Here is a 21,566-nt window from a genome sequence, read left to right as displayed (position 1 = left end):
AACGCGTTTGGCGTTGTATGGTTAAGCCTCACGGGTAATTAGTACAGGTTAGCTTAATGGCTCACACCACTTCCACATCCTGCCTATCAACGTTGTAGTCTTCAACGGCCCTTCAGAGACTTTAAAAGTCTAGTGAGAACTCATCTCGAGGCCTGCTTCGCGCTTAGATGCTTTCAGCGCTTATCAGTTCCGAACGTAGCTACCGGGCAATGCCATTGGCATGACAACCCGAACACCAGCGGTTCGTTCACTCCGGTCCTCTCGTACTAGGAGCAACCCCTCTCAATTCTCAAACGCCCACGGCAGATAGGGACCGAACTGTCTCACGACGTTCTAAACCCAGCTCGCGTACCACTTTAAATGGCGAACAGCCATACCCTTGGGACCGACTTCAGCCCCAGGATGTGATGAGCCGACATCGAGGTGCCAAACACCGCCGTCGATATGAACTCTTGGGCGGTATCAGCCTGTTATCCCCGGAGTACCTTTTATCCGTTGAGCGATGGCCCTTCCATTCAGAACCACCGGATCACTATGACCTACTTTCGTACCTGCTCGACGTGTCTGTCTCGCAGTTAAGCTGGCTTCTACCATTACACTAACCGTACGATGTCCGACCGTACTTAGCCAACCTTCGTGCTCCTCCGTTACTCTTTGGGAGGAGACCGCCCCAGTCAAACTACCCACCAGGCACTGTCCGTAACCCCGATTAGGGGCCAACGTTAGAACATCAAAACTACAAGGGTGGTATTTCAAGGACGGCTCCACAAAGACTAGCGTCTCTGCTTCAAAGCCTCCCACCTATCCTACACATGTAGGTTCAATGTTCAGTGCCAAGCTGTAGTAAAGGTTCACGGGGTCTTTCCGTCTAGCCGCGGGTACACAGCATCTTCACTGCGATTTCAATTTCACTGAGTCTCGGGTGGAGACAGCGTGGCCATGGTTACACCATTCGTGCAGGTCGGAACTTACCCGACAAGGAATTTCGCTACCTTAGGACCGTTATAGTTACGGCCGCCGTTTACCGGGGCTTCGATCAAGAGCTTCGTCCGAAAACTAACCCCATCAATTAACCTTCCGGCACCGGGCAGGTGTCACACCGTATACGTCATCTTGCGATTTTGCACAGTGCTGTGTTTTTAATAAACAGTCCCAGCCACCTGGTCACTGCGGCTCCAATCAGCTTAAAGAGCAAGTCTCATCACCAATCGGAGCGTACCTTCTCCCGAAGTTACGGTACGATTTTGCCTAGTTCCTTCACCCGAGTTCTCTCAAGCGCCTTAGTATTCTCTACCTGACCACCTGTGTCGGTTTGGGGTACGATTCGGTATAATCTGAAGCTTAGAGGCTTTTCCTGGAAGTATGGCATCAACAACTTCACCACCTTAGTGGCTCGTCTCGTGTCTCAGTCTTAAGAGTCCGGATTTTCCTAAACTCTCAACCTACTCACTTTCACATGGACAACCAACGCCATGCTTGCTTAGCCTGCTCCGTCCCCCCATCGCAATTATACCAAGTACGGGAATATTAACCCGTTTCCCATCGACTACGCCTTTCGGCCTCGCCTTAGGGGTCGACTTACCCTACCCTGATTAACATGGGATAGGAACCCTTGGTCTTCCGGCGTGCGGGTTTTTCACCCGCATTATCGTTACTCATGTCAGCATTCGCACTTCTGATACCTCCAGCATGCCTCCCGGCACACCTTCAACGGCTTACAGAACGCTCCCCTACCACTCAAAATAAATTTTGAATCCGCAGCTTCGGTGCATAGTTTAGCCCCGTTACATCTTCCGCGCAGACCGACTCGACCAGTGAGCTATTACGCTTTCTTTAAAGGGTGGCTGCTTCTAAGCCAACCTCCTGGCTGTCTGGGCCTTTCCACATCGTTTCCCACTTAACTATGACTTTGGGACCTTAGCTGGCGGTCTGGGTTGTTTCCCTCTTCACGACGGACGTTAGCACCCGCCGTGTGTCTCCCGGATAGTACTTTACGGTATTCGGAGTTTGCAAAGGGTTGGTAAGTCGGGATGACCCCCTAGCCTTAACAGTGCTCTACCCCCGTAAGTATTCGTCCGAGGCTCTACCTAAATAGATTTCGGGGAGAACCAGCTATCTCCCGGTTTGATTAGCCTTTCACTCCTAGCCACAGGTCATCCCCTAACTTTTCAACGTTAGTGGGTTCGGTCCTCCAGTTGATGTTACTCAACCTTCAACCTGCCCATGGCTAGATCACCGGGTTTCGGGTCTATACCTTGCAACTCAACGCCCAGTTAAGACTCGGTTTCCCTACGGCTACCCTAATCGGTTAACCTCGCTACAAAATATAAGTCGCTGACCCATTATACAAAAGGTACGCAGTCACCCAACAAGTGGGCTCCTACTGCTTGTACGTACACGGTTTCAGGTTCTATTTCACTCCCCTCACAGGGGTTCTTTTCGCCTTTCCCTCACGGTACTGGTTCACTATCGGTCAGTTGGGAGTATTTAGCCTTAGATGATGGTCCACCTATATTCAGTCAAAGTTTCACGTGCTCCGACCTACTCGATTTCACTTAAGATGCATTTTCGTGTACGGGACTATCACCCTGTATCGTCATACTTTCCAGAATGTTCCACTAACACATAATAAGCTTAAGGGCTGGTCCGGTTTCGCTCGCCGCTACTTCCGGAATCTCGGTTGATTTCTGTTCCTACGGGTACTTAGATGTTTCAGTTCTCCGCGTTCGCCTCTTACACCTATGTATTCAGTGCAAGATACCTGCAAGCAGGTGGGTTTCCCCATTCGGAAATCCTAGTCTCAAGTGCTTTTTACTAGCTTGACTAGGCTTATCGCAAGTTAATACGTCCTTCATCGCCTCCAACTGCCAAGGCATCCACCGTGTACGCTTAGTCACTTAACCATACAACCCAAACGGGTCTTTGTTAGTGACAGCTGTTAACTTCGCCAGAAGTTAATTCATCAAATAATGATGAGAATACTAAAGTAGATACCGATTAATTTTTCAATTAATTGGCATATTTTTACTTTTGAAAACTCTTGATAAATAACAATTGTCATTCATCAGAATTTTATTATCAGCTTTCCAAATTTTTAAAGAGCATATTAATTAGTGAAGCCTGCGGCTTTACTAACTAACAATCATCTGTGTGGACACTACGAACAAATAAGTTCTAAATCGTATAAGGAGGTGATCCAGCCCCAGGTTCCCCTAGGGCTACCTTGTTACGACTTCACCCCAGTCATGAATCACTCCGTGGTGAACGTCCTCCCGAAGGTTAGACTATCCACTTCTGGAGCAACCCACTCCCATGGTGTGACGGGCGGTGTGTACAAGGCCCGGGAACGTATTCACCGCGTCATTCTGATACGCGATTACTAGCGATTCCGACTTCATGGAGTCGAGTTGCAGACTCCAATCCGGACTACGACGCACTTTAAGTGATTCGCTTACCCTCGCAGGTTCGCAGCACTCTGTATGCGCCATTGTAGCACGTGTGTAGCCCTACACGTAAGGGCCATGATGACTTGACGTCGTCCCCACCTTCCTCCGGTTTATCACCGGCAGTCTCCTTAGAGTTCCCGACCGAATCGCTGGCAACTAAGGATAGGGGTTGCGCTCGTTGCGGGACTTAACCCAACATCTCACAACACGAGCTGACGACAGCCATGCAGCACCTGTATCAGAGTTCCCGAAGGCACCAAACCATCTCTGGTAAGTTCTCTGTATGTCAAGTGTAGGTAAGGTTCTTCGCGTTGCATCGAATTAAACCACATGCTCCACCGCTTGTGCGGGCCCCCGTCAATTCATTTGAGTTTTAACCTTGCGGCCGTACTCCCCAGGCGGTCTACTTAATGCGTTAGCTTTGAAAAACAGTTCCGAGGAACCGAGCTTCTAGTAGACATCGTTTACGGCGTGGACTACCAGGGTATCTAATCCCGTTTGCTCCCCACGCTTTCGTACATGAGCGTCAGTGTTGACCCAGGTGGCTGCCTTCGCCATCGGTATTCCTTCAGATCTCTACGCATTTCACCGCTACACCTGAAATTCTACCACCCTCTATCACACTCTAGTTTGCCAGTTCGAAATGCAGTTCCCAGGTTGAGCCCGGGGCTTTCACATCTCGCTTAACAAACCGCCTGCGTACGCTTTACGCCCAGTAATTCCGATTAACGCTCGCACCCTCCGTATTACCGCGGCTGCTGGCACGGAGTTAGCCGGTGCTTCTTCTGTAAGTAACGTCACAGCTGAATGCTATTAACATCCAACCTTTCCTCCTTACTGAAAGTGCTTTACAACCCGAAGGCCTTCTTCACACACGCGGCATGGCTGCATCAGGCTTGCGCCCATTGTGCAATATTCCCCACTGCTGCCTCCCGTAGGAGTCTGGGCCGTGTCTCAGTCCCAGTGTGGCTGATCATCCTCTCAAACCAGCTAGGGATCGTCGCCTTGGTGAGCCATTACCTCACCAACTAGCTAATCCCACTTGGGCTGATCTTATGGCGCGAGGCCCGAAGGTCCCCCGCTTTGGTCCGAAGACATTATGCGGTATTAGCAGTCGTTTCCAACTGTTGTCCCCCACCATAAGGTACATTCCCAAGCATTACTCACCCGTCCGCCGCTCGTCAGCAGAGTAGCAAGCTACTCTCTGTTACCGCTCGACTTGCATGTGTTAGGCCTGCCGCCAGCGTTCAATCTGAGCCATGATCAAACTCTTCAATTAAAAGTTTTTTCTGTCCTTCCCATTAAGGGAGCGGACATGCTCAATGAATTCTGAATTTATTTAACATCTTTCGATGTTGAATTGACTGTGCTGAAATAAGTAAACTTATTTCCGTTGGTCACTCACTTTCCATTAAAGGAAAAAACATTGAGACTCTAAATTTGTTTGTCTTACTACCTAAGTAGCTCGACTGTTAGAACTCAATTTGCACGAGTGCCCACACAGATGATTGCTTTATATTGTTAAAGAACGTTGCGATTAAAGCGTTTCACTTTAACTCGCTAGGGCTGCGTATATTACGCTTTCCTATTTTTTTGTCAACACTTAATTTTGAGAAAATTTAATTTTTCGAAACTAAGTTTTACTTAACACTCTGAGTTGCTCTTGCCTCGCTAAGCGTTGCAGTCTGCCGTCTCAGTGGGGTCGCATTATAGGGAGATCCGAATTCAGATCAACTGTTTTTTTACGTTTTTATGAAAAAAATGACTGTTCGTGCAAAATACGAACGAAACGGGCAAAAACAATACTAAAAAAGGCCCTGAAGGGCCTTTTTTAGTTATTTGATTATGAGCTTCCAACCAACTTTCGCTTGTAACTTGGACTCTAGTTGTAGCTCACTTGCCATTAGTGGGTGATATTTTAACCAATCACTATCAAATGTCAGTATAAGCGCATTTTTATCTACACTTAGACCTAGCGCTGGTAATACATCGTCTTGGCGACGCATCGATAAGATCACTGCGATCCGAATGATACGTGTTAGGCATTCAGCTAATTGCTCATTACACCCTAGATATGCAAAGCTATTTTTTGCAAGATCAGCCCGGTGCCCATTCGCTACTGCTGTAATAAGTTTATGCTCTGACTGTGAAAAGCCAGGCATGTCTGTGTTCTCTAATATATAGGCCGTATGTTTATGGTAAAGCTTATATTCGATTAGCAAACCAATCTCATGCAATTTTGCCACAGTCTTTAACAGTGCAATCGCATTACTATCCATTGATTGCCATTGGTTCATTACACTTATTGCCAGTTGTTCCGCAAGTTGCGCTACTCGGCACGCTTGTTTTTGATCAACATGGTAACGATTCATTAAACCATCAACGGTGCGTTTGCGAATATCATGATTATGTAGCTCAGGCACCATGCTATATAACACACCTTCACGCAATGCACCGCGCGCAAGCCCCATTTGCTTTATTTCTAACGATTCAAATAAAGCAATAAGAATTGCAAGTCCAGATACAAACACTAAACGACGCTCTTCACTAAGACCAGGTAATTCAAGATCAGCAATGGTGTCAAACGTGACTGACTGTTCTTTAATTGCTAACAGTTTATCTAGCGTTAGTAACTCATCCTGGTTTTGCGCAACCATAATCTCTTGAATGGCTTGAACTGTACCGGATGCACCACTGGCAATCTCCCATCCAGCAGCTTTATATTCAGGTACAATATCTTCAACAACATCTCGCGCTGCTTTAATAGCGGTATTGAAATTTTTGTTACTAAGCTTTTGATCTTTGAAATAGCGCTCAAGGAAAGTGACACACCCCATGTTGAGGCTCTTATAATGCAACGCGTCAAAACCTTTTCCAATGACAACCTCTGTGCTTGCTCCACCAATATCAATAACCAGCTGTCGACCACCACATGAAGATGTATGAGCAACCCCTTTATAGATAGTCTTTGCTTCTAACTCGCCACTTATAACATTGATTTTATGGCCAAGGATTTTCTCAGCTTTTTGTTGAAATACATCGGCATTAATAGCAAGGCGCAGTGTTGCGGTTGCAACAATGGTGATATTTTTCTTTGGTATATCTTGTAAACGTTCAGCGAACAAGGCGAGGCATTCCCAGCCTCGTTGCATGGCTTCAGTACTTAGAACATTGTTTTCATCAAGTCCTGCTGCTAGCCTTACTTTACGTTTGACTCGGCCAATAGTTTGTAGGCCGCCAGCCATCGATTTGGCAATCAGCATATGGAAGCTGTTTGATCCTAAATCGATAACTGCATACACATTTTTTTGCGGTTGAAGTTGCCCCACCGTTCAAAAACCTCTAGTTACTACTACGTCTTAAACAACGGCCAGTTATGATGACCGTGATTTTTGGTAACTATTATTTGGTCGACGTCCGTTGTTATTACGATTACGTGGGCCTGTTGAATAGTTCCGCTTTTTCTGAATAGTAGGCTTTGTTAAATCATCAAGCAATGCACTTTTATCATAATGTGATAATGGAATGCTGTGCTCTATGTATTCTTCGATTTCGTGAAGATTATAAGCATACTGTTCGCAGGCAAAGCTGATTGCATGGCCTGATGCGCCAGCACGTCCTGTACGTCCAATTCGGTGTACATAGTCTTCACAATCATCTGGCAAATCAAAATTAAATACGTGACTTACTTCTGGAATATGTAAACCACGAGCTGCAACATCGGTCGCAACTAAAAAGTCTAAATCACCTTTGGTAAATTGCGCCAGAATTGACTGACGTTTTTTCTGGTTAACATCACCAGTCAATAACCCAACGCGATGCCCATCCGCCTTCATCCACGCATACACGTTTTCACAACTGTGTTTGGTATTTGCAAACACAATGGCTTTTTCAGGCCATTCTTCTTCAATTAAGGTTAACAACAACTTAATTTTATCATCTTGTGATGGATGAAAGAGCTCTTCCTGAATGCGCTTACCTGTTTTCACATCAGGTTCAATTTGTACATGCTCAGGATTAGTCATATGTTCAAATGCTAATTCCTGTACACGATACGATAAGGTCGCTGAAAACAATAAATTTAAACGCTCAGATGCTTCCGGCATACGTCTGAACATATAACGAATGTCTTTAATGAAGCCTAAATCAAACATGCGATCCGCTTCATCAAGCACAACAACCTCAATTTCGTTCAGGGTATAACAGCCCTGCTTATAAAGGTCGATAAGGCGTCCAGTCGTCCCAATTAAAATATCAACGCCTTTTTCTAGTTGTGCACGTTGTTTTTCATAATCTTCGCCACCATATACTAATCCTAAGTTAAGATTACAATGTGGCGCTAAAATTTTTGCATCTTTGTGTATCTGAATCGCCAGCTCCCGCGTAGGGGCCATGATCAGGGCTCTTGGATGTTTACTAGGTGCTTTGCTAGATTGTAATAACCGATGGCACGTGGCCGTTAAAAACGCCAACGTTTTGCCCGTACCTGTTTGTGCTTGGCCCGCAATATCACGGCCCTCACAAATAAAAGGTAGGCATTTAGCTTGTATGGGTGTGCAATATTCAAACCCATTTTCGGTTAAACCGGCAACCACTTCCGGTGCGATAGCAAAGTCTGAAAACTTTTTATCGGTCAAATGTGTCTTAGTCATAGCGTTTAAGCATAACGTTTAAACTTGCAATAAGAAACAAGAGTGTTTAAATACGCATTAAATATTTCGCCTAACTTATCGGAGATCGCAATGAGCGAGAAAATTATTCAATTAACTGACGATAGCTTTGAAGCTGACGTACTTCAATCAGACAAACCTGTACTTGTTGATTTTTGGGCAGAATGGTGCGGACCTTGTAAGATGATCGCCCCAATTCTTGACGAGGTAGCAGGCGATTTTGATGGTCGTGTTACCGTTGCAAAACTGAATATTGACCAAAATGCAGGCACACCACCTAAATTTGGTATTCGTGGTATCCCTACACTTCTTCTTTTCAAAGATGGTCAAGTTGCAGCCACTAAAGTAGGTGCCCTTTCTAAGACTCAATTAGTCGAGTTTTTAGAAAACAACATCTAATGAAATAATAAAAAAAGGGCTTTTTGCCCTTTTTTTAGCTTTATTTTGTTTAAAGACTGGACGCCTTGCTAGTGACCTGCTAGTTTATAAAGCCAACTAATCCTTAGTTATACCAACAAACCTCACTCATGTATCAAACGACGATTTTGAGTATGACAATTGTAATAAAGAACCCACCAATATGCATTTACGCGAATTAAAAGACAAGTCTATCAAAGAGCTTGTAAACTTAGCTGAGTCCATGGGGCTCGAAAACGTAGCCCGTTTAAGAAAACAAGACATTATTTTCGCCATTCTTAAAGCACACGCAAAAAGCGGTGAGAACATTTATGGCGGCGGTGTATTAGAAATCTTACAAGATGGTTTTGGTTTCTTGAGATCATCTGAAGCATCTTACCTAGCCGGTCCTGACGATATTTATGTATCTCCGAGTCAAATCCGTCGATTCAGCATGCGTACTGGTGACTCTATTTCCGGTTTGATTCGTCCACCGAAAGATGGTGAACGTTACTTCGCTTTACTGAAAGTAAATGAAGTAAACTTCGATAAACCTGAAAACTCACGCACTAAAATCCTTTTTGAAAACCTTACTCCACTCCACGCAAATGAACGTTTACGTATGGAGCGCGGTAATGGTAGTACAGAAGACATCACAGCGCGTGTACTCGATTTAGCCTCGCCAATTGGTAAAGGTCAGCGCGCACTTATCGTTGCACCGCCGAAAGCAGGTAAAACGATGCTTCTGCAAAATATCGCCCAATCGATCAGTTATAACCAACCAGACTGTGAGCTGATGGTATTACTTATCGATGAGCGTCCTGAAGAAGTAACCGAAATGCAGCGCCTTGTAAAAGGTGAAGTGATTGCTTCAACATTCGATGAGCCTGCAAGCCGTCACGTTCAGGTTGCTGAAATGGTAATCGAGAAAGCAAAACGCCTTGTAGAGCACAAAAAAGACGTGGTTATCTTACTTGACTCAATTACACGTCTTGCTCGTGCATACAACACGGTAATTCCTTCATCGGGTAAAGTACTAACCGGTGGTGTTGATGCAAACGCATTACATAAGCCTAAGCGTTTCTTCGGTGCGGCACGTAACGTTGAAGAAGGCGGAAGCCTGACAATCATCGCGACAGCGCTTATTGATACTGGTTCGAAAATGGACGAAGTTATCTACGAAGAGTTTAAGGGCACTGGTAATATGGAATTACACTTAAATCGTAAGATTGCTGAAAGACGTGTATTCCCTGCCATTGACTTTAACCGCTCTGGTACACGTCGCGAAGAGTTGCTGACTAAACCTGATGAGCTACAAAAAATGTGGATCTTACGTAAGATCGTACATGACATGTCAGAAATTGATGCGATGGAATTTTTAATTGATAAACTGTCAATGAGCAAAACCAATGACGAGTTTTTCGATTCAATGAAACGTCAATAATCACATTTGAATATTTTAAGTAAATGCCTGTATTAAACAGGCATTTTTTTTGCCCAAAAGAAGCCCCTTTGATACCCATTCGCTGCATTCAATACTCTATTTGAAGCAAGTAATACCCCTGCCTACTCTTGTGTTATTTTGTTGTTCTAAATAAGAAATATCTATCACTGATAACAACCACTGTCACTTAGCCACGTGGGTAAGTGTTATTTCAGGTTAATATAAGTTCATAATATAAATGGAATTTCATTGAAAGCTGTTCTATAAATAATGAGATGAAATGCTTAGGAACACTCAATGACGCGCATTAAAATAGCAATCGCTCTGTTTTTAACAAGCTTACTGGGGTGTATTGCTAGTTTTGCTGTGTTTGATTTCTCTACTTCGGCTCTACTTATACTCAGTCTCTTTATCTGTGGACCGTGGGCAGTAATGATTTATAGTCTCTATTCGACGGACAAGCAGCAGCTGGACTTCTTAAATGACTTTGCGACGAATATGACCGCAGAGCAAGGTATTAACTTCTCCTTTCGTTTTGATGAAAATAACCCTAATTTACCGCAAGCATGCCATGCATTAAATGAAAGTTTAACCACAGTAGAGCACTTGCTCGGAGAGATTTATTTTTCTTCTGCGCGATTGCTCCCTATGGCGGATGCACTAAGAGACACTTATGCCTCTATGACCCAAAAAGCCACGATTCAAGATGCTCACGGTGTCGATCTCGCCATAACAATAAAGCGTACCATTGACGTATCAAGAGAGCTCGATCGAAGTTTAGAGCAAATTTATCACGCGGTTTCAAATGCCACGAATTCCGTAAAACAAACCCGTTTAGACACTGATAAGAGTCAATCAAGTTTATTAAAACTCGCCGATAATATTAATCAAACAAGCCAACAAATTGTTTTGCTCAAGCAAGATAGCGACGCAATAGGTTCTGTGATTGAGGTCATTAATAGTATTGCCGAACAAACTAACTTATTGGCTCTTAATGCCGCCATTGAAGCAGCCCGAGCAGGCGAGCAAGGAAGAGGGTTTGCAGTGGTAGCTGATGAGGTTCGAAACTTAGCTGCACGCACAAGTAAATCAACACAAGAAGTTCGAAATATGGTTGCTAAAATTCAGCATAATACTGAGCAAGCGAATCAGTTGATGCAAAAGGCATTAAAAGAAACAGAGCACACCGTTAAGCTATCTGACGAATCAACACGTGAAACAAATAAAATAGAACAAGCGATGTTAGCCATCGATGCTTTATCAGAAAGTATTCACGCACAAGTTGCACTGCAAAGCCAAATGTCTGATGAAGCACAAGCAAGTATTGACTCTATGGTTGAAATTAACTCAGATGCATTATCCAGCACGCAAATTCAAGCCGTTTCAAGTAAGGATCTCGTTAATCTCGCACATTCAATAGATAATAAGTTGTCGATGTTTAAAGTGACCTACCCTAGCATTGATTTAAAAAAGCGAGTAGACCGCTCACGATTCATCAATGACGAAGAAATAAAACAAGCTCAAGATGGTGATATTGAGCTATTTTGAGCTAAACGTGTGCAGTGCATAAGCTCGAGTAGTTGCGTTACTAAGTGATTAATTTCAAACGCTGTCTTGTTTTTTATGGCCAGCTCGAGTGCTAAAGCACTGTGTGCAATATCATCTAAGGCAAACATTTTTGCAGCCCCTCCAATTCGATGAGCATCTTGTTGTAAGCTCATTAAATCATCCGCTGAGAAATGCTGCTGAATCAAGTCCGCTTCGTAGGCAAAACTATTGATAAAGCTAGTGACAAGATCACGTGTATCGGGCATTGAATTAGCTAGTTGAGAGGTACTTTTACAATGCTTAGCAAGCTGCGTGTAAAACACTTTTTTATCGATTGGCTTAGCAAGATACCCAGTAAAACCCGCTTCTAAATAACCTTCAATTTGGTGGCTAATCGCATTCGCAGTTAATGCGTATACAGGTTGAGTAAAGCCACATTTTTGTAATAGCTTCAATGCGCTTAAACCATCAAGTACTGGCATTTGAATATCGAGTAACACCACATCTGGGAACTCTTTTAAACATTGCTCAACAGCCTGCTCACCATTTTCTGCTGTAATGACTTCTAGCCCCATAGATTCTAAATAACGGCAAATTAAGCGTCTGTTATCTGGGTGGTCTTCGGCAAGTAATACTTTGCCTGACAATCCTTTAGAAGCTGAGTGTGTAATCGCTTGATTGTCATCAATATACGCCGCAGGCTCAAGTTCTTTACAGGGTAAGTAAAAAGAGAACTCACTGCCTTTATTCGCCTCGCTCTCAACACTGATGTACCCGCCCATCATCATCGCCAATTGCTGCGACAAGCTAAGTCCAAGCCCCGTACCACCAAAACGACGACTAATACTGTTATCACCCTGACTAAAGCAATCAAAAATTAGTTTCAATTGCTCAGCATTCATGCCAATGCCGGTATCTCTAATGCGAAACACAATGCCTTGCTCGACGCGCGATACATGTAACTCAACTTCTCCTTGCTGAGTAAACTTGATGGCATTCGCGCATAAGTTTATTAATATCTGTTTTACACGCGTAAAATCTAAGTAGCTGAAAAACTGCTCACCAAGTTGATTTTGAAACGCAAATTTTAATCCTTTCTCTTTCGCCTGACCGCTCAGCATAGAATGCACATCTGTCAGTAATTCCACTAAGTTGCCCTCTTCTAAGTTCAACTCAAGTTTATTCGCCTCAATCTTACTAATATCAAGTACATCATTAATAAGCTCTTTTAAGTGATCACTTTGTTTTTGAATAACCGCAAGTTCTTCATTCAACTTCTCAGGCTTATAAAGACCATTCATTAAATGATCGGTTTGACCAAGAATAGCAGTCAGTGGAGTGCGGATTTCATGGCTAATATTGGCAAGAAACTGACTTTTGATATCATTTGCACTACGCAACTGCTCTGCAATTTCTTCAAGTTCTTGGGTGCGCTTAGCCACCATTAAAGAGAGTTGCTCCTTCGCCTCTTTTTCAATCTTGCGTCGGTAAAGAGTAATTCCTGTCACAACAATCATTACAAACAAAATGAACAGCATGATCGTTAGCTGGCGTTGTTTAGACATTTCGAGCTCTTGCACATGCTGATGTTGCTTAAGATCGACAATTTCTTGATTTAACTGACTGGCTTGAATTTGGCTTTGTAGTTTACCCAATGATTTTAAAAGCTGTTCATTTTTAGAAGCATTCATTTTGCGAACAAAGCTATCAAAGTATGACACTGCACTTTCAAAGTCTCCTTGACCCGCTTTTATCAATGCATGCATACCCAAACCATCGAGTACTCTGAGCTCATCTTTATACTCTTTCGCCATACTAACAGATGTGTTAAGTGTGACTTCTGCTTCAGGTAACTTCCCTTGTAACAGCTCGATTTTCGCTTGTGATAATAACCCCGCTAACTCGAGCCCCTTATTATCAATTTGCTTTGCGAATTTTATCGCTTTTTCCGTGTGATTTAAGGCCATCTCAAGATCGCCCGTTCGCAAGTACACGTTAGCAATGTTACCGTGTCGAGAGGACAGGTAGTATGCATCATTCGTTTCTTGGTAATGGCGCAAAGCACGCTGGTAGTAATGCAGTGACAGTTGATACTCGCCAAGCTCTGAGTAAGCCACTCCCATATTGCCATAAGATTGAGCGATACCATCTTCATCATTAAGCTTTTGAAAAATAGCCAGTGCTTCTCGATACATATCCAGTGCAATATCGTAGCTAGACAAACGGATATAAATACCCGCTATATTGTGCAAAATATCCGCTTTATCTTGTGCTGTTCCATATTTATCGTAAATCGTTTTCGCTTGTTTATAATAATCAAGCGCTTGATTCATATTAAACATATTGAAGTAAGCAAGACCAATATTACTCAAAAGATTAGCTTCAGAAATTGGCTGCTCCATATTTCTTGCAACACTCAAGGCTCGCATATACGCACTCACGGCTTGCTGCATTAACCCTTGATAATAATAGGTCACACCTTGCATTTTAAGAGCTTGAAAATAACGTTGTGGATGCTCTTCAAAAGAGGTTGATGTTGCAGCCAGTTGATAGTGTTCCACTGCAGCAGAGAAATTATCTTTCTCTAGTGCAAAGTCAGCTAACTGTAGATAAACCTCTAATTTTTCATCGGATGTGATATTAGGTGCGGCTAGCAGCTTTATTGAAAGTTGTTTTTTCTCATCCCATTGCTGTGATTGCGTAAACTGCTCAAACAATGAGTGAGATGAAAAACTAGGAGACGTAAAAAACAAACAGACACACGCGAGCGTTGAATAAAGCAAGCTGAGGCGCAATGTGATGTGCATATGTTTATATCCCTAAAAATCAACCAAGCGTGCATTAGCAGAACTCGCTAAAGCATCGCCAAATGCATTCCTTTAAACCTAAAACATGATCGTAGTTTCAATAACGCAGCTGTGTTAGCGTATATACTTTAAGATTACACTAAACATTGGCCTACGAACAATGGTTAACCCACTGATTGATGAGATTTTTTACCTTCTTCTACGACAGTCTACTTGGAAGGTGCATACGCTAGCCAGCGCGCTGGGAGAGACGAATTACCTTAAGCAACTCGATGAAGACCCGCAAAAAAACCTCTTTAAACGTAATTTTCTAATTATGAACGGATTGTATCAGTTACAAGCACAGCTAGCCCCGACCCAGCGATTAGAGATTGCATCGCTTCATATAGAGCTTATAGATACATGCCCTACAGACCGTCCAGAAAAAGACGATCCGCTAAGAGCATATTATTTAGATTGGCAAAACTATGACACGTCACGAGACGCCATTGATGCATTACTTGACCAATTTTGGCAGCGTTTTAGCACACACAATCGCTTCTGTCTTACTCAAGTATCAGCTGAGCAACTTTACCCGATCATACAACACTGGCAACTCCCTGCAGATTATTCATATAGAGAGCTGCAAAAACGGTGGCGACAACTCGCCTTAAAGTATCACCCTGATCGACAAGGTTCTGCTACCAAGTTCAAAAAAATACGGCAAGAATATGAGCAACTCAAGGCGAATTGCTCACATTAATTTTAGCGCGTTAATCGACGAGCTCGTATTTTACGCTTTTTAATATTACCTTCTGTTAATTTACGCAGAGCAGGCTTAACAGCAGCACGCTCAACAGCAATAAAGGCAACATTATCAAGTACATTTATTTTACCAACTTGGTGTCCCGCGACCCCTTCTTTACCCGTTAGCGCCCCTAAAATATCACCCGCACGAATTTTCTGCTTTTTACCTGCATCAATCATAAGCGTTGCCATTGTAGGCTTATAAGCTGGCTTTTCTAATAAACTAAACGGCGGAATAGGCTCTGGTTCAAAATCTTTTTCATAGTGATCACCTATTTGTGCCACTTTAAACTGCTCAGCTTCACCATAAATTGAACAGGCAATCCCTTTTTTACCTGCACGCCCGGTGCGGCCCACACGATGCACATGTGTTTGAGGGTCATGTGCTAAGTGGTAATTCACCACCATATCCATATCATTAATATCAAGCCCGCGTGCAGCAACATCCGTCGCGACCAAAATTGAAGCGCTTTTATTAGAAAAACGAATTAATGTACGTTCTCGTTCTCGTTGTTCTAAATCACCATGCAATGCGACGGCACTAAATCCTTCAGCAAAAAGGTCATCACAAATTTGCTGAGTCTCAACTTTCGTGTTGCAGAACACCACACAACTTTCTGGCTGAAACTTTAACAATAAAAGTTTTAAAGTATTAAAGCGCTGCTTGTTATTATCAAGTTTGTAAAAGTACTGTTTTATTGTGCTCTTTGCCTGCTCTTCTTCAACTTTTATAGTCTCAGGATTGCTCAATACACGCTCTGCAATTGCTGCTATTGATTTCGGATACGTCGCACTGAACAATAATGTTTGACGCTGGGCTGGAATGCATTCAACAATCGCATCTAAGGTATCTTGAAAACCCATGTCGAGCATTTGATCGGCTTCATCAAGCACTAAAGTTTCAACATCATCTAAGCGCAATGTCCCTTTACGAATATGGTCATCGACTCGCCCTGGTGTACCTACGATAATATGTGCACCATGTTCAAGCGAACCAATTTGCGGTCCAATTGATACGCCACCACACAAAGTAAGTACTTTAATATTGTGAATACTACGCGCTAACTTACGGACTTCTTCTGCAACCTGCTCAGCTAATTCACGCGTTGGGCAGAGAATTAATGATTGGATTCGAAAACGTTTAACATTTAATTTAGCCAGCACGCCTAAACTGAATGCAGCAGTCTTCCCTGAGCCAGTTTTAGCTTGGGCAATAATATCTTTTCCTTGCAAAATGACCGGCAAACTTTGCGCTTGCACTGGCGTCATTTGTGAATAACCTAAGGTCGATAAATTATCGATTAACTCTTGCGGCAAAGCCAACGATGAAAAAGCAGTAGCAGTCACAGTAACATTCCAAACTTGATAGTGGAGGGATATCCTCGAAGATTCAGAGGATCATAGCAGAGAATGGGTTTATTCTCTAAGTGAAAAGCCTTTCATACTGAAATTCATATTTGGTTACAGTTTGCATCTTTATAACTTGCTGCATTTGTTCTAGTTTGTAGTTATTACCAAGGAAGACACTATGCTACTTTTTAATACTGCTGCTGCTGATGTTTTTTACAAACAACCTAAAACATGCCCCCACTGTCAAAGCGAGCATTATTCATTAACCAATCACAGCAAGATACTGCGTTTTACTATTTTGCCAGTTATCCCACTATCAATCAGTTATCAGCGCCAGTGTGATGATTGTGGCTATATGACTCCCGTGTCTTGGTACGCACTTCCTACTTTAGAAATGCTCTCGATTATTAAGTACTTTGCCGGCGTGTTACTTTTAGGCTATTTTTTAATTCAAACTGTGCTTGGTGTTCATCAACAAACTACGAACGAAGTTAGTTATATAAATAAGCCAAAACTGTTCGACACGTATTTTGTCCACGCTGACAAATTTACCGACACCCCAAAACGGATTAATAATTTAAAAGTGGCACAACTGGTTGAATTTGATAATGACAACATGACCTTTCGTGTCGGTAATTACACCTATAAATATAATAAAGACATTGAAATTGCTATGCGCACAAGCATGTTGGTCCAAGATAATTATTTCTCAAGTAAAACCATGACCTTTCGCAAAGAACAAATACAGCAATTTTATGAAGACAACAGCATTTACAAAATCATGCGCCCTGAGCTTTATAGCTTATTCGGAGGCTTTGTAATGCACCCACCAAAGCCGAAACCCTTATATACCGGCGTAAAACTTGATAAGCACAATCAAGAAGGTATCACTTATTTTAAAGATGGGCTTTACACAGAAGCGCTAAACAGTTTTACGCTTTCTGCAGAGGGGGGTTATTCGTGGGGGCAACTTAACTTAGGGCAAATGTATCGCGATGGTCAAGGCACTCAAAAAAGTCTAGAAAAAGCGGCCTATTGGCTCAATAAAGCCACACAACAAGGCAACCTCAAAGCTAAAATTGAACTTGCTGAATTATGCCTAAGCTACGACTGCAGTAATTTAAACACAGATTAAATCCACTTTTTATAACATCCAATAAAGTAAACCAATGAATAACAAACGCATTGGTTATTTACACCAACAAGGTTATGTTATAACACACTTTAACTGATGCATAATGAAGTGTAGATAGAAAGAGCAAAATAACTCTCCTGCTTTGTTTTAGGAATTCTATGAGTGCCAGAAGACAAACACCTTTGGGTTTATATAGCTTAAAGGAACACCCTGCACATTAGCACGCTTACGTTCCCGTGCTAACTTCTTGCCGGCGAGGTTTCTCGCCGGCACTTTTTATTTAATTTCTCACTTTGTGCCACAACTCAACCACTAGCACCACCACAATCCCCGCAGCGACGCCAAGCAAACCATCGAATAAAATCGGTGTTACAACTTCCCCTGTTTTACCAAGATAAGTAAGTGCAAACTCACTCGCGCCTTGCTGAGCGTGATGTAACACAGGTATGCCGTGAACGAGTATGCCACCGCCAACCAAAAACATTGCAACTGTACCTGCGAACGCTAAAAAACGCATCAACTGAGGGGCTGCCGCGACTAAAAAGGTGCCTAATAACTGTTTAAATTTCCCGCCTGTTTGCTGGGCTTTTTGCAGCAAATACAAACCGGCATCATCAAGTTTTACAATGCCTGCAACAAGACCATAAACGCCGATAGTCATAATGATTGCAATAACCGTTAACACCAATGCTTGATTAACCAGTGTTGCACCGGCAACAGTGCCCAAGGTTATAACAATAATTTCGGCTGAGAGGATAAAGTCCGTGCGAATAGCCCCTTTCACTTTCTGTTTTTCGTATTCGTGCAAGTCTTGATGTTCGATGGCAGATTCATCTTCAGCTTTTGTGTGATCAAACAGCTTTTCAATAATTTTTTCAGCACCTTCAAAGCACAAAAATAAGCCACCTATCATTAAAAGCGGCGTAATAAGCCAAGGTAACCACACACTAATCAATAATGCGGCAGGTACCAGTATCGCTTTATTGATAAACGATCCCTTTGCAACAGCCCAGACTACGGGTAATTCTCGATCAGCCGTGACCCCAGTTACTTGTTGCGCATTGAGTGCTAGGTCGTCACCCAATACCCCTGCTGTTTTTTTAGTTGCGACTTTACTCATCGTCGCAATATCATCTAAAAGCGTTGTAATATCATCAAGTAAGGTTAATAAGTTAGTCCCAGCCATAGCGGCTCCTTGCCCATTAATTTCAATAACAACATAACTTATCCTGGTATTTTCACCAACGGTTAATTTTTCTTTGTTAAGCTTATAAATCCACACCATCTGAAGAAACACATTTCCAATGGTTTGGGTAGATTCATTAAAACAGGGGTGTTTCCATGATTAAGCCACTTACTTTAGGGCTCGCTTTAGTCACCTTGTGTGCTTGTGCCGAGCAAAGTGGGCCAAACAATTATAAGTGTGATGAAGAAATCGCGAGTATTACCGACATCAATGAAGAGCAAGCAACACTTTCATTTCAACAAGAGTCTTTTTTACTAAGCCGACAAGTCAGCGCCTCGGGTGTAAAGTACAGTAATGACACCGTACTTTTTTGGTCTAAAGGTCCTGAGGCTATGCTCATTTTGAGAGGTAAAAAATACCACTGTGCTCTCGCCCAATAAAACAGCGAATTCTCCCTGCTAAATTAGCTTAAAGATTGATTTTGAGTATAATAGCGACAGTTTTTTCAGCGTTTAAGCGACCAAAATGAAATACAAAGATCTTCGCGAATTTATCGAGTTATTAGAACAAAAGGGTGAACTAAAGCGGATCAAACAAGAGATTGATCCCTACCTAGAAATGACCGAAATTGCCGATCGCACCTTACGTGCTGAAGGCCCTGCCCTATTATTCGAAAATCCAAAAGGCCACTCAATTCCTGTACTTGCCAACTTATTCGGAACACCCAAGCGTGTTGCGATGGGTATGGGGCAAAATGATGTGAGTGAACTGCGCGAAGTCGGTAAGTTACTGGCATTTTTAAAAGAGCCAGAGCCACCAAAAGGAATTAAAGAGGCGCTAGGTCAAATCCCCGTATTTAAACAAGTGTTAAATATGCCAGCTAAGGAAGTTAAAAAAGCAGCGTGCCAACAAGTAATTCTTGAAGGCGATGACGTTGATTTAACAAAACTGCCTATTCAACACTGTTGGCCGGGTGATGCAGCACCACTTATCACATGGGGTCTGACGGTCACCAAAGGACCTTATAAAAAGCGCCAAAACCTAGGTATCTACCGTCAGCAATTATTAGGTAAGAATAAAATCATTATGCGCTGGTTATCTCACCGTGGTGGCGCGCTTGATTTCCGTGAGTGGTGCAAAGAACACCCGAACGAGCCATACCCAGTGTCGGTAGCCCTTGGCGCAGACCCTGCCACTATTCTTGGCGCGGTAACACCTGTACCAGATACACTCAGTGAATACGCATTCGCAGGCCTGTTACGCGGTAGTAAAACCGAAGTGGTTAAATCTATTTCCAATGACTTGCAAGTGCCTGCAACAGCTGAGTTTATCTTAGAAGGCTATATTATGCCGGGTGAAACAGCCCCAGAGGGCCCCTACGGTGACCATACAGGCTATTACAATGAGGTAGATGAGTTTCCTGTTATGACAGTGACGCACATCACGCATCGTGAAAATCCAATCTACCATAGTACTTATACAGGTCGTCCACCTGATGAACCCGCGGTATTAGGCGTAGCATTAAACGAAGTCTTTGTGCCTATTTTACAAAAGCAATTTCCAGAAATTGTCGACTTCTATTTGCCCCCTGAAGGCTGTTCATATCGTATGGCTGTCGTGACCATGAAAAAACAATACCCAGGCCACGCAAAACGCGTAATGATGGGTGTGTGGTCATTTCTTCGCCAGTTCATGTATACAAAGTTTGTCATTGTCTGTGATGACGATGTAAATGCACGTGATTGGAATGACGTGATCTGGGCGATAACCACACGCATGGATCCTGCCCGTGATACCACACTGATTGAAAATACACCGATTGACTATTTAGACTTTGCATCACCCGTCTCTGGCCTAGGCTCAAAAATGGGAATGGATGCGACAAATAAATGGCCTGGAGAAACCGATCGGGAATGGGGTGAGCCCATTGTAATGGACCCAAAAATTAAAGATCGTGTTGATGAAATATGGGACAGCTTAGATATTCTCTAAGCTGTGTCTGTGATAAACTGCTCAAAAATTAACGGTTGTGAGCGCACTCGCAATCGGTTATGCGTCTCTGCTTTATAAAGGTAAACTATGCAAACATTACTCGCTGACGTTGTTGCGATCAGCCCGCTTACAGACCACGTACATAAGGTCATTTTGAAACCACAGCAACCTGTGTCATTCGAGGCAGGCCAATATATGCAACTTGTATTAGGCGAAAAAGATAAGCGTGCCTTTTCAATTGCTAGTCGCCCATCGCAAACTGAGCAAATTGAATTACACATAGGCGCATCAGGTGCGGATTCATATGCAATGCAGGCACTTGAACACTTACGTCACGCTCATACAGAACAACAACAGGTTAACGTTGAAGTTGGTTTAGGTGTGTCACAACTTCGCACTGAAGGCGAACGCCCTATCATTTTATTAGCGGGCGGTACGGGCTTTTCGTATGCAAAATCGATGGCTGATCACCTAGCTGAAATAGGCTGTGATCGCCCCGTGTTGTTTTACTGGGGTGTGCGTGAAGAATCGGCTCTTTATGCCCATGACGAAATGCAAGCTTGGGCTGAGAGTAACCCTCACTTTCAATACATTCCCGTTGTTGAAAATGCCCCTGCAAGTTGGTCTGGCAAAACAGGCTTTGTTCACAAAGCGGTCATGGCTGATATAGTGTCTCTTGAGCCATACGATATATATATGGCTGGCCGTTTTGACATGATTGGCATTGTGCGTGATGACTTTATTGCACATGGTGCAGTTCGTGAAAACATGTACGCAGATGCATTTGCATTTATAAAGTAAGTGCT

General features: G+C 43.1%; 13 protein-coding genes and 2 rRNA genes. 8 read left to right on the top strand and 7 right to left on the bottom strand.

The annotated features are described in order from the left end of the window. Nucleotides 1–17: 17 nt before the first annotated feature. The 4 genes from GZH31_RS00690 to rhlB form a co-directional block, all read right to left on the bottom strand. Nucleotides 18–2,903: ribosomal RNA gene (locus GZH31_RS00690) — 23S ribosomal RNA — on the bottom strand. 281 nt (nt 2,904–3,184) lie between these two features. Further along, nucleotides 3,185–4,725 (bottom strand): 16S ribosomal RNA (locus tag GZH31_RS00685). Together the 16S and 23S rRNA genes form the textbook arrangement of a ribosomal RNA operon. 556 nt (nt 4,726–5,281) lie before the next feature. After that, entirely contained in the window at nt 5,282–6,775 is a 1,494-nt protein-coding gene (gene gppA / locus GZH31_RS00680) for a guanosine-5'-triphosphate,3'-diphosphate diphosphatase (protein WP_036974452.1), read from the bottom strand. 45 nt (nt 6,776–6,820) lie between these two features. After that, nucleotides 6,821–8,098: an ATP-dependent RNA helicase RhlB gene (gene rhlB / locus GZH31_RS00675; protein ID WP_036974450.1), complete on the bottom strand. Its 1,278-nt coding sequence runs from the start codon at nt 8,096–8,098 to the stop codon at nt 6,821–6,823. A 90-nt stretch (nt 8,099–8,188) separates the two neighbouring features. On the opposite strand from rhlB, the gene trxA reads away from it, so the two are divergent. The 3 genes from trxA (at nt 8,189) to GZH31_RS20085 (ending at nt 11,504) form a co-directional block, all read left to right on the top strand. After that, the gene (gene trxA, locus GZH31_RS00670; RefSeq protein WP_036974472.1) at nt 8,189–8,515 is read left to right on the top strand and encodes a thioredoxin TrxA; all 327 of its coding nucleotides are present in this window, start codon (nt 8,189–8,191) and stop codon (nt 8,513–8,515) included. A 181-nt stretch (nt 8,516–8,696) separates the two neighbouring features. Continuing rightward, complete coding sequence (rho, locus tag GZH31_RS00665) at nt 8,697–9,956, top strand: transcription termination factor Rho (protein ID WP_036974448.1); 1,260 nt, start codon at nt 8,697–8,699, stop codon at nt 9,954–9,956. A 297-nt stretch (nt 9,957–10,253) separates the two neighbouring features. Then, nucleotides 10,254–11,504, top strand: a complete 1,251-nt coding sequence (locus GZH31_RS20085) for a methyl-accepting chemotaxis protein (protein WP_065978896.1) — start codon at nt 10,254–10,256, stop codon at nt 11,502–11,504. Here GZH31_RS20085 and GZH31_RS00655 read toward each other — a convergent pair. After that, nucleotides 11,477–14,311 (bottom strand): tetratricopeptide repeat protein, encoded by a 2,835-nt coding sequence (locus tag GZH31_RS00655; RefSeq protein ID WP_118843893.1) that lies wholly within the window; start codon nt 14,309–14,311, stop codon nt 11,477–11,479. The genes GZH31_RS20085 and GZH31_RS00655 overlap by 28 nt on opposite strands. Nucleotides 14,312–14,471: 160 nt before the next feature. Here GZH31_RS00655 and GZH31_RS00650 point away from each other — a divergent pair, with 160 nt between their 5' ends. Continuing rightward, entirely contained in the window at nt 14,472–15,053 is a 582-nt protein-coding gene (locus tag GZH31_RS00650) for a DNA-J related domain-containing protein (RefSeq protein WP_118843892.1), read from the top strand. Nucleotides 15,054–15,055: 2 nt separating this feature from the next. Here the strand turns inward: GZH31_RS00650 and dbpA are convergent, their stop codons facing one another. Beyond that, a complete protein-coding gene (gene dbpA, locus GZH31_RS00645; RefSeq protein WP_036974444.1) occupies nt 15,056–16,444 on the bottom strand; it encodes an ATP-dependent RNA helicase DbpA in 1,389 nt (462 codons plus the stop codon). 181 nt (nt 16,445–16,625) lie between these two features. Between dbpA and GZH31_RS00640 the strand changes: the two genes are divergently transcribed. Then, on the top strand, nt 16,626–17,582 hold the full coding sequence (locus tag GZH31_RS00640) for a tetratricopeptide repeat protein (protein ID WP_118843891.1): 957 nt from the start codon (nt 16,626–16,628) through the stop codon (nt 17,580–17,582). 280 nt (nt 17,583–17,862) lie between these two features. Here GZH31_RS00640 and GZH31_RS00635 read toward each other — a convergent pair whose 3' ends face one another. Next, nucleotides 17,863–18,768 carry a DUF808 domain-containing protein gene (locus tag GZH31_RS00635; RefSeq protein ID WP_036974469.1) on the bottom strand — a complete coding sequence of 302 codons (906 nt, stop codon included), beginning with the start codon at nt 18,766–18,768 and terminating at the stop codon, nt 17,863–17,865. A 155-nt stretch (nt 18,769–18,923) separates the two neighbouring features. Between GZH31_RS00635 and GZH31_RS00630 the strand changes: the two genes are divergently transcribed. From GZH31_RS00630 to fre, 3 genes are all read left to right on the top strand, one after another. Beyond that, nucleotides 18,924–19,208 carry an MliC family protein gene (locus GZH31_RS00630; RefSeq protein WP_206770688.1) on the top strand — a complete coding sequence of 95 codons (285 nt, stop codon included), beginning with the start codon at nt 18,924–18,926 and terminating at the stop codon, nt 19,206–19,208. A gap of 85 nt (nt 19,209–19,293) precedes the next feature. Continuing rightward, complete coding sequence (ubiD, locus tag GZH31_RS00625) at nt 19,294–20,760, top strand: 4-hydroxy-3-polyprenylbenzoate decarboxylase (protein WP_036974440.1); 1,467 nt, start codon at nt 19,294–19,296, stop codon at nt 20,758–20,760. An 87-nt stretch (nt 20,761–20,847) separates the two neighbouring features. After that, the gene (gene fre / locus GZH31_RS00620; RefSeq protein ID WP_075594385.1) at nt 20,848–21,561 is read left to right on the top strand and encodes an NAD(P)H-flavin reductase; all 714 of its coding nucleotides are present in this window, start codon (nt 20,848–20,850) and stop codon (nt 21,559–21,561) included. Nucleotides 21,562–21,566: the final 5 nt, after the last annotated feature.

It is taken from the genome of Pseudoalteromonas sp. JSTW, assembly GCF_013423925.1.
Taxonomy (GTDB): Bacteria; Pseudomonadota; Gammaproteobacteria; order Enterobacterales; family Alteromonadaceae; genus Pseudoalteromonas; species Pseudoalteromonas lipolytica.
Note: the sequence above shows the minus strand (reverse complement) of the source record. Positions and strands in the feature narration are given on the sequence as shown.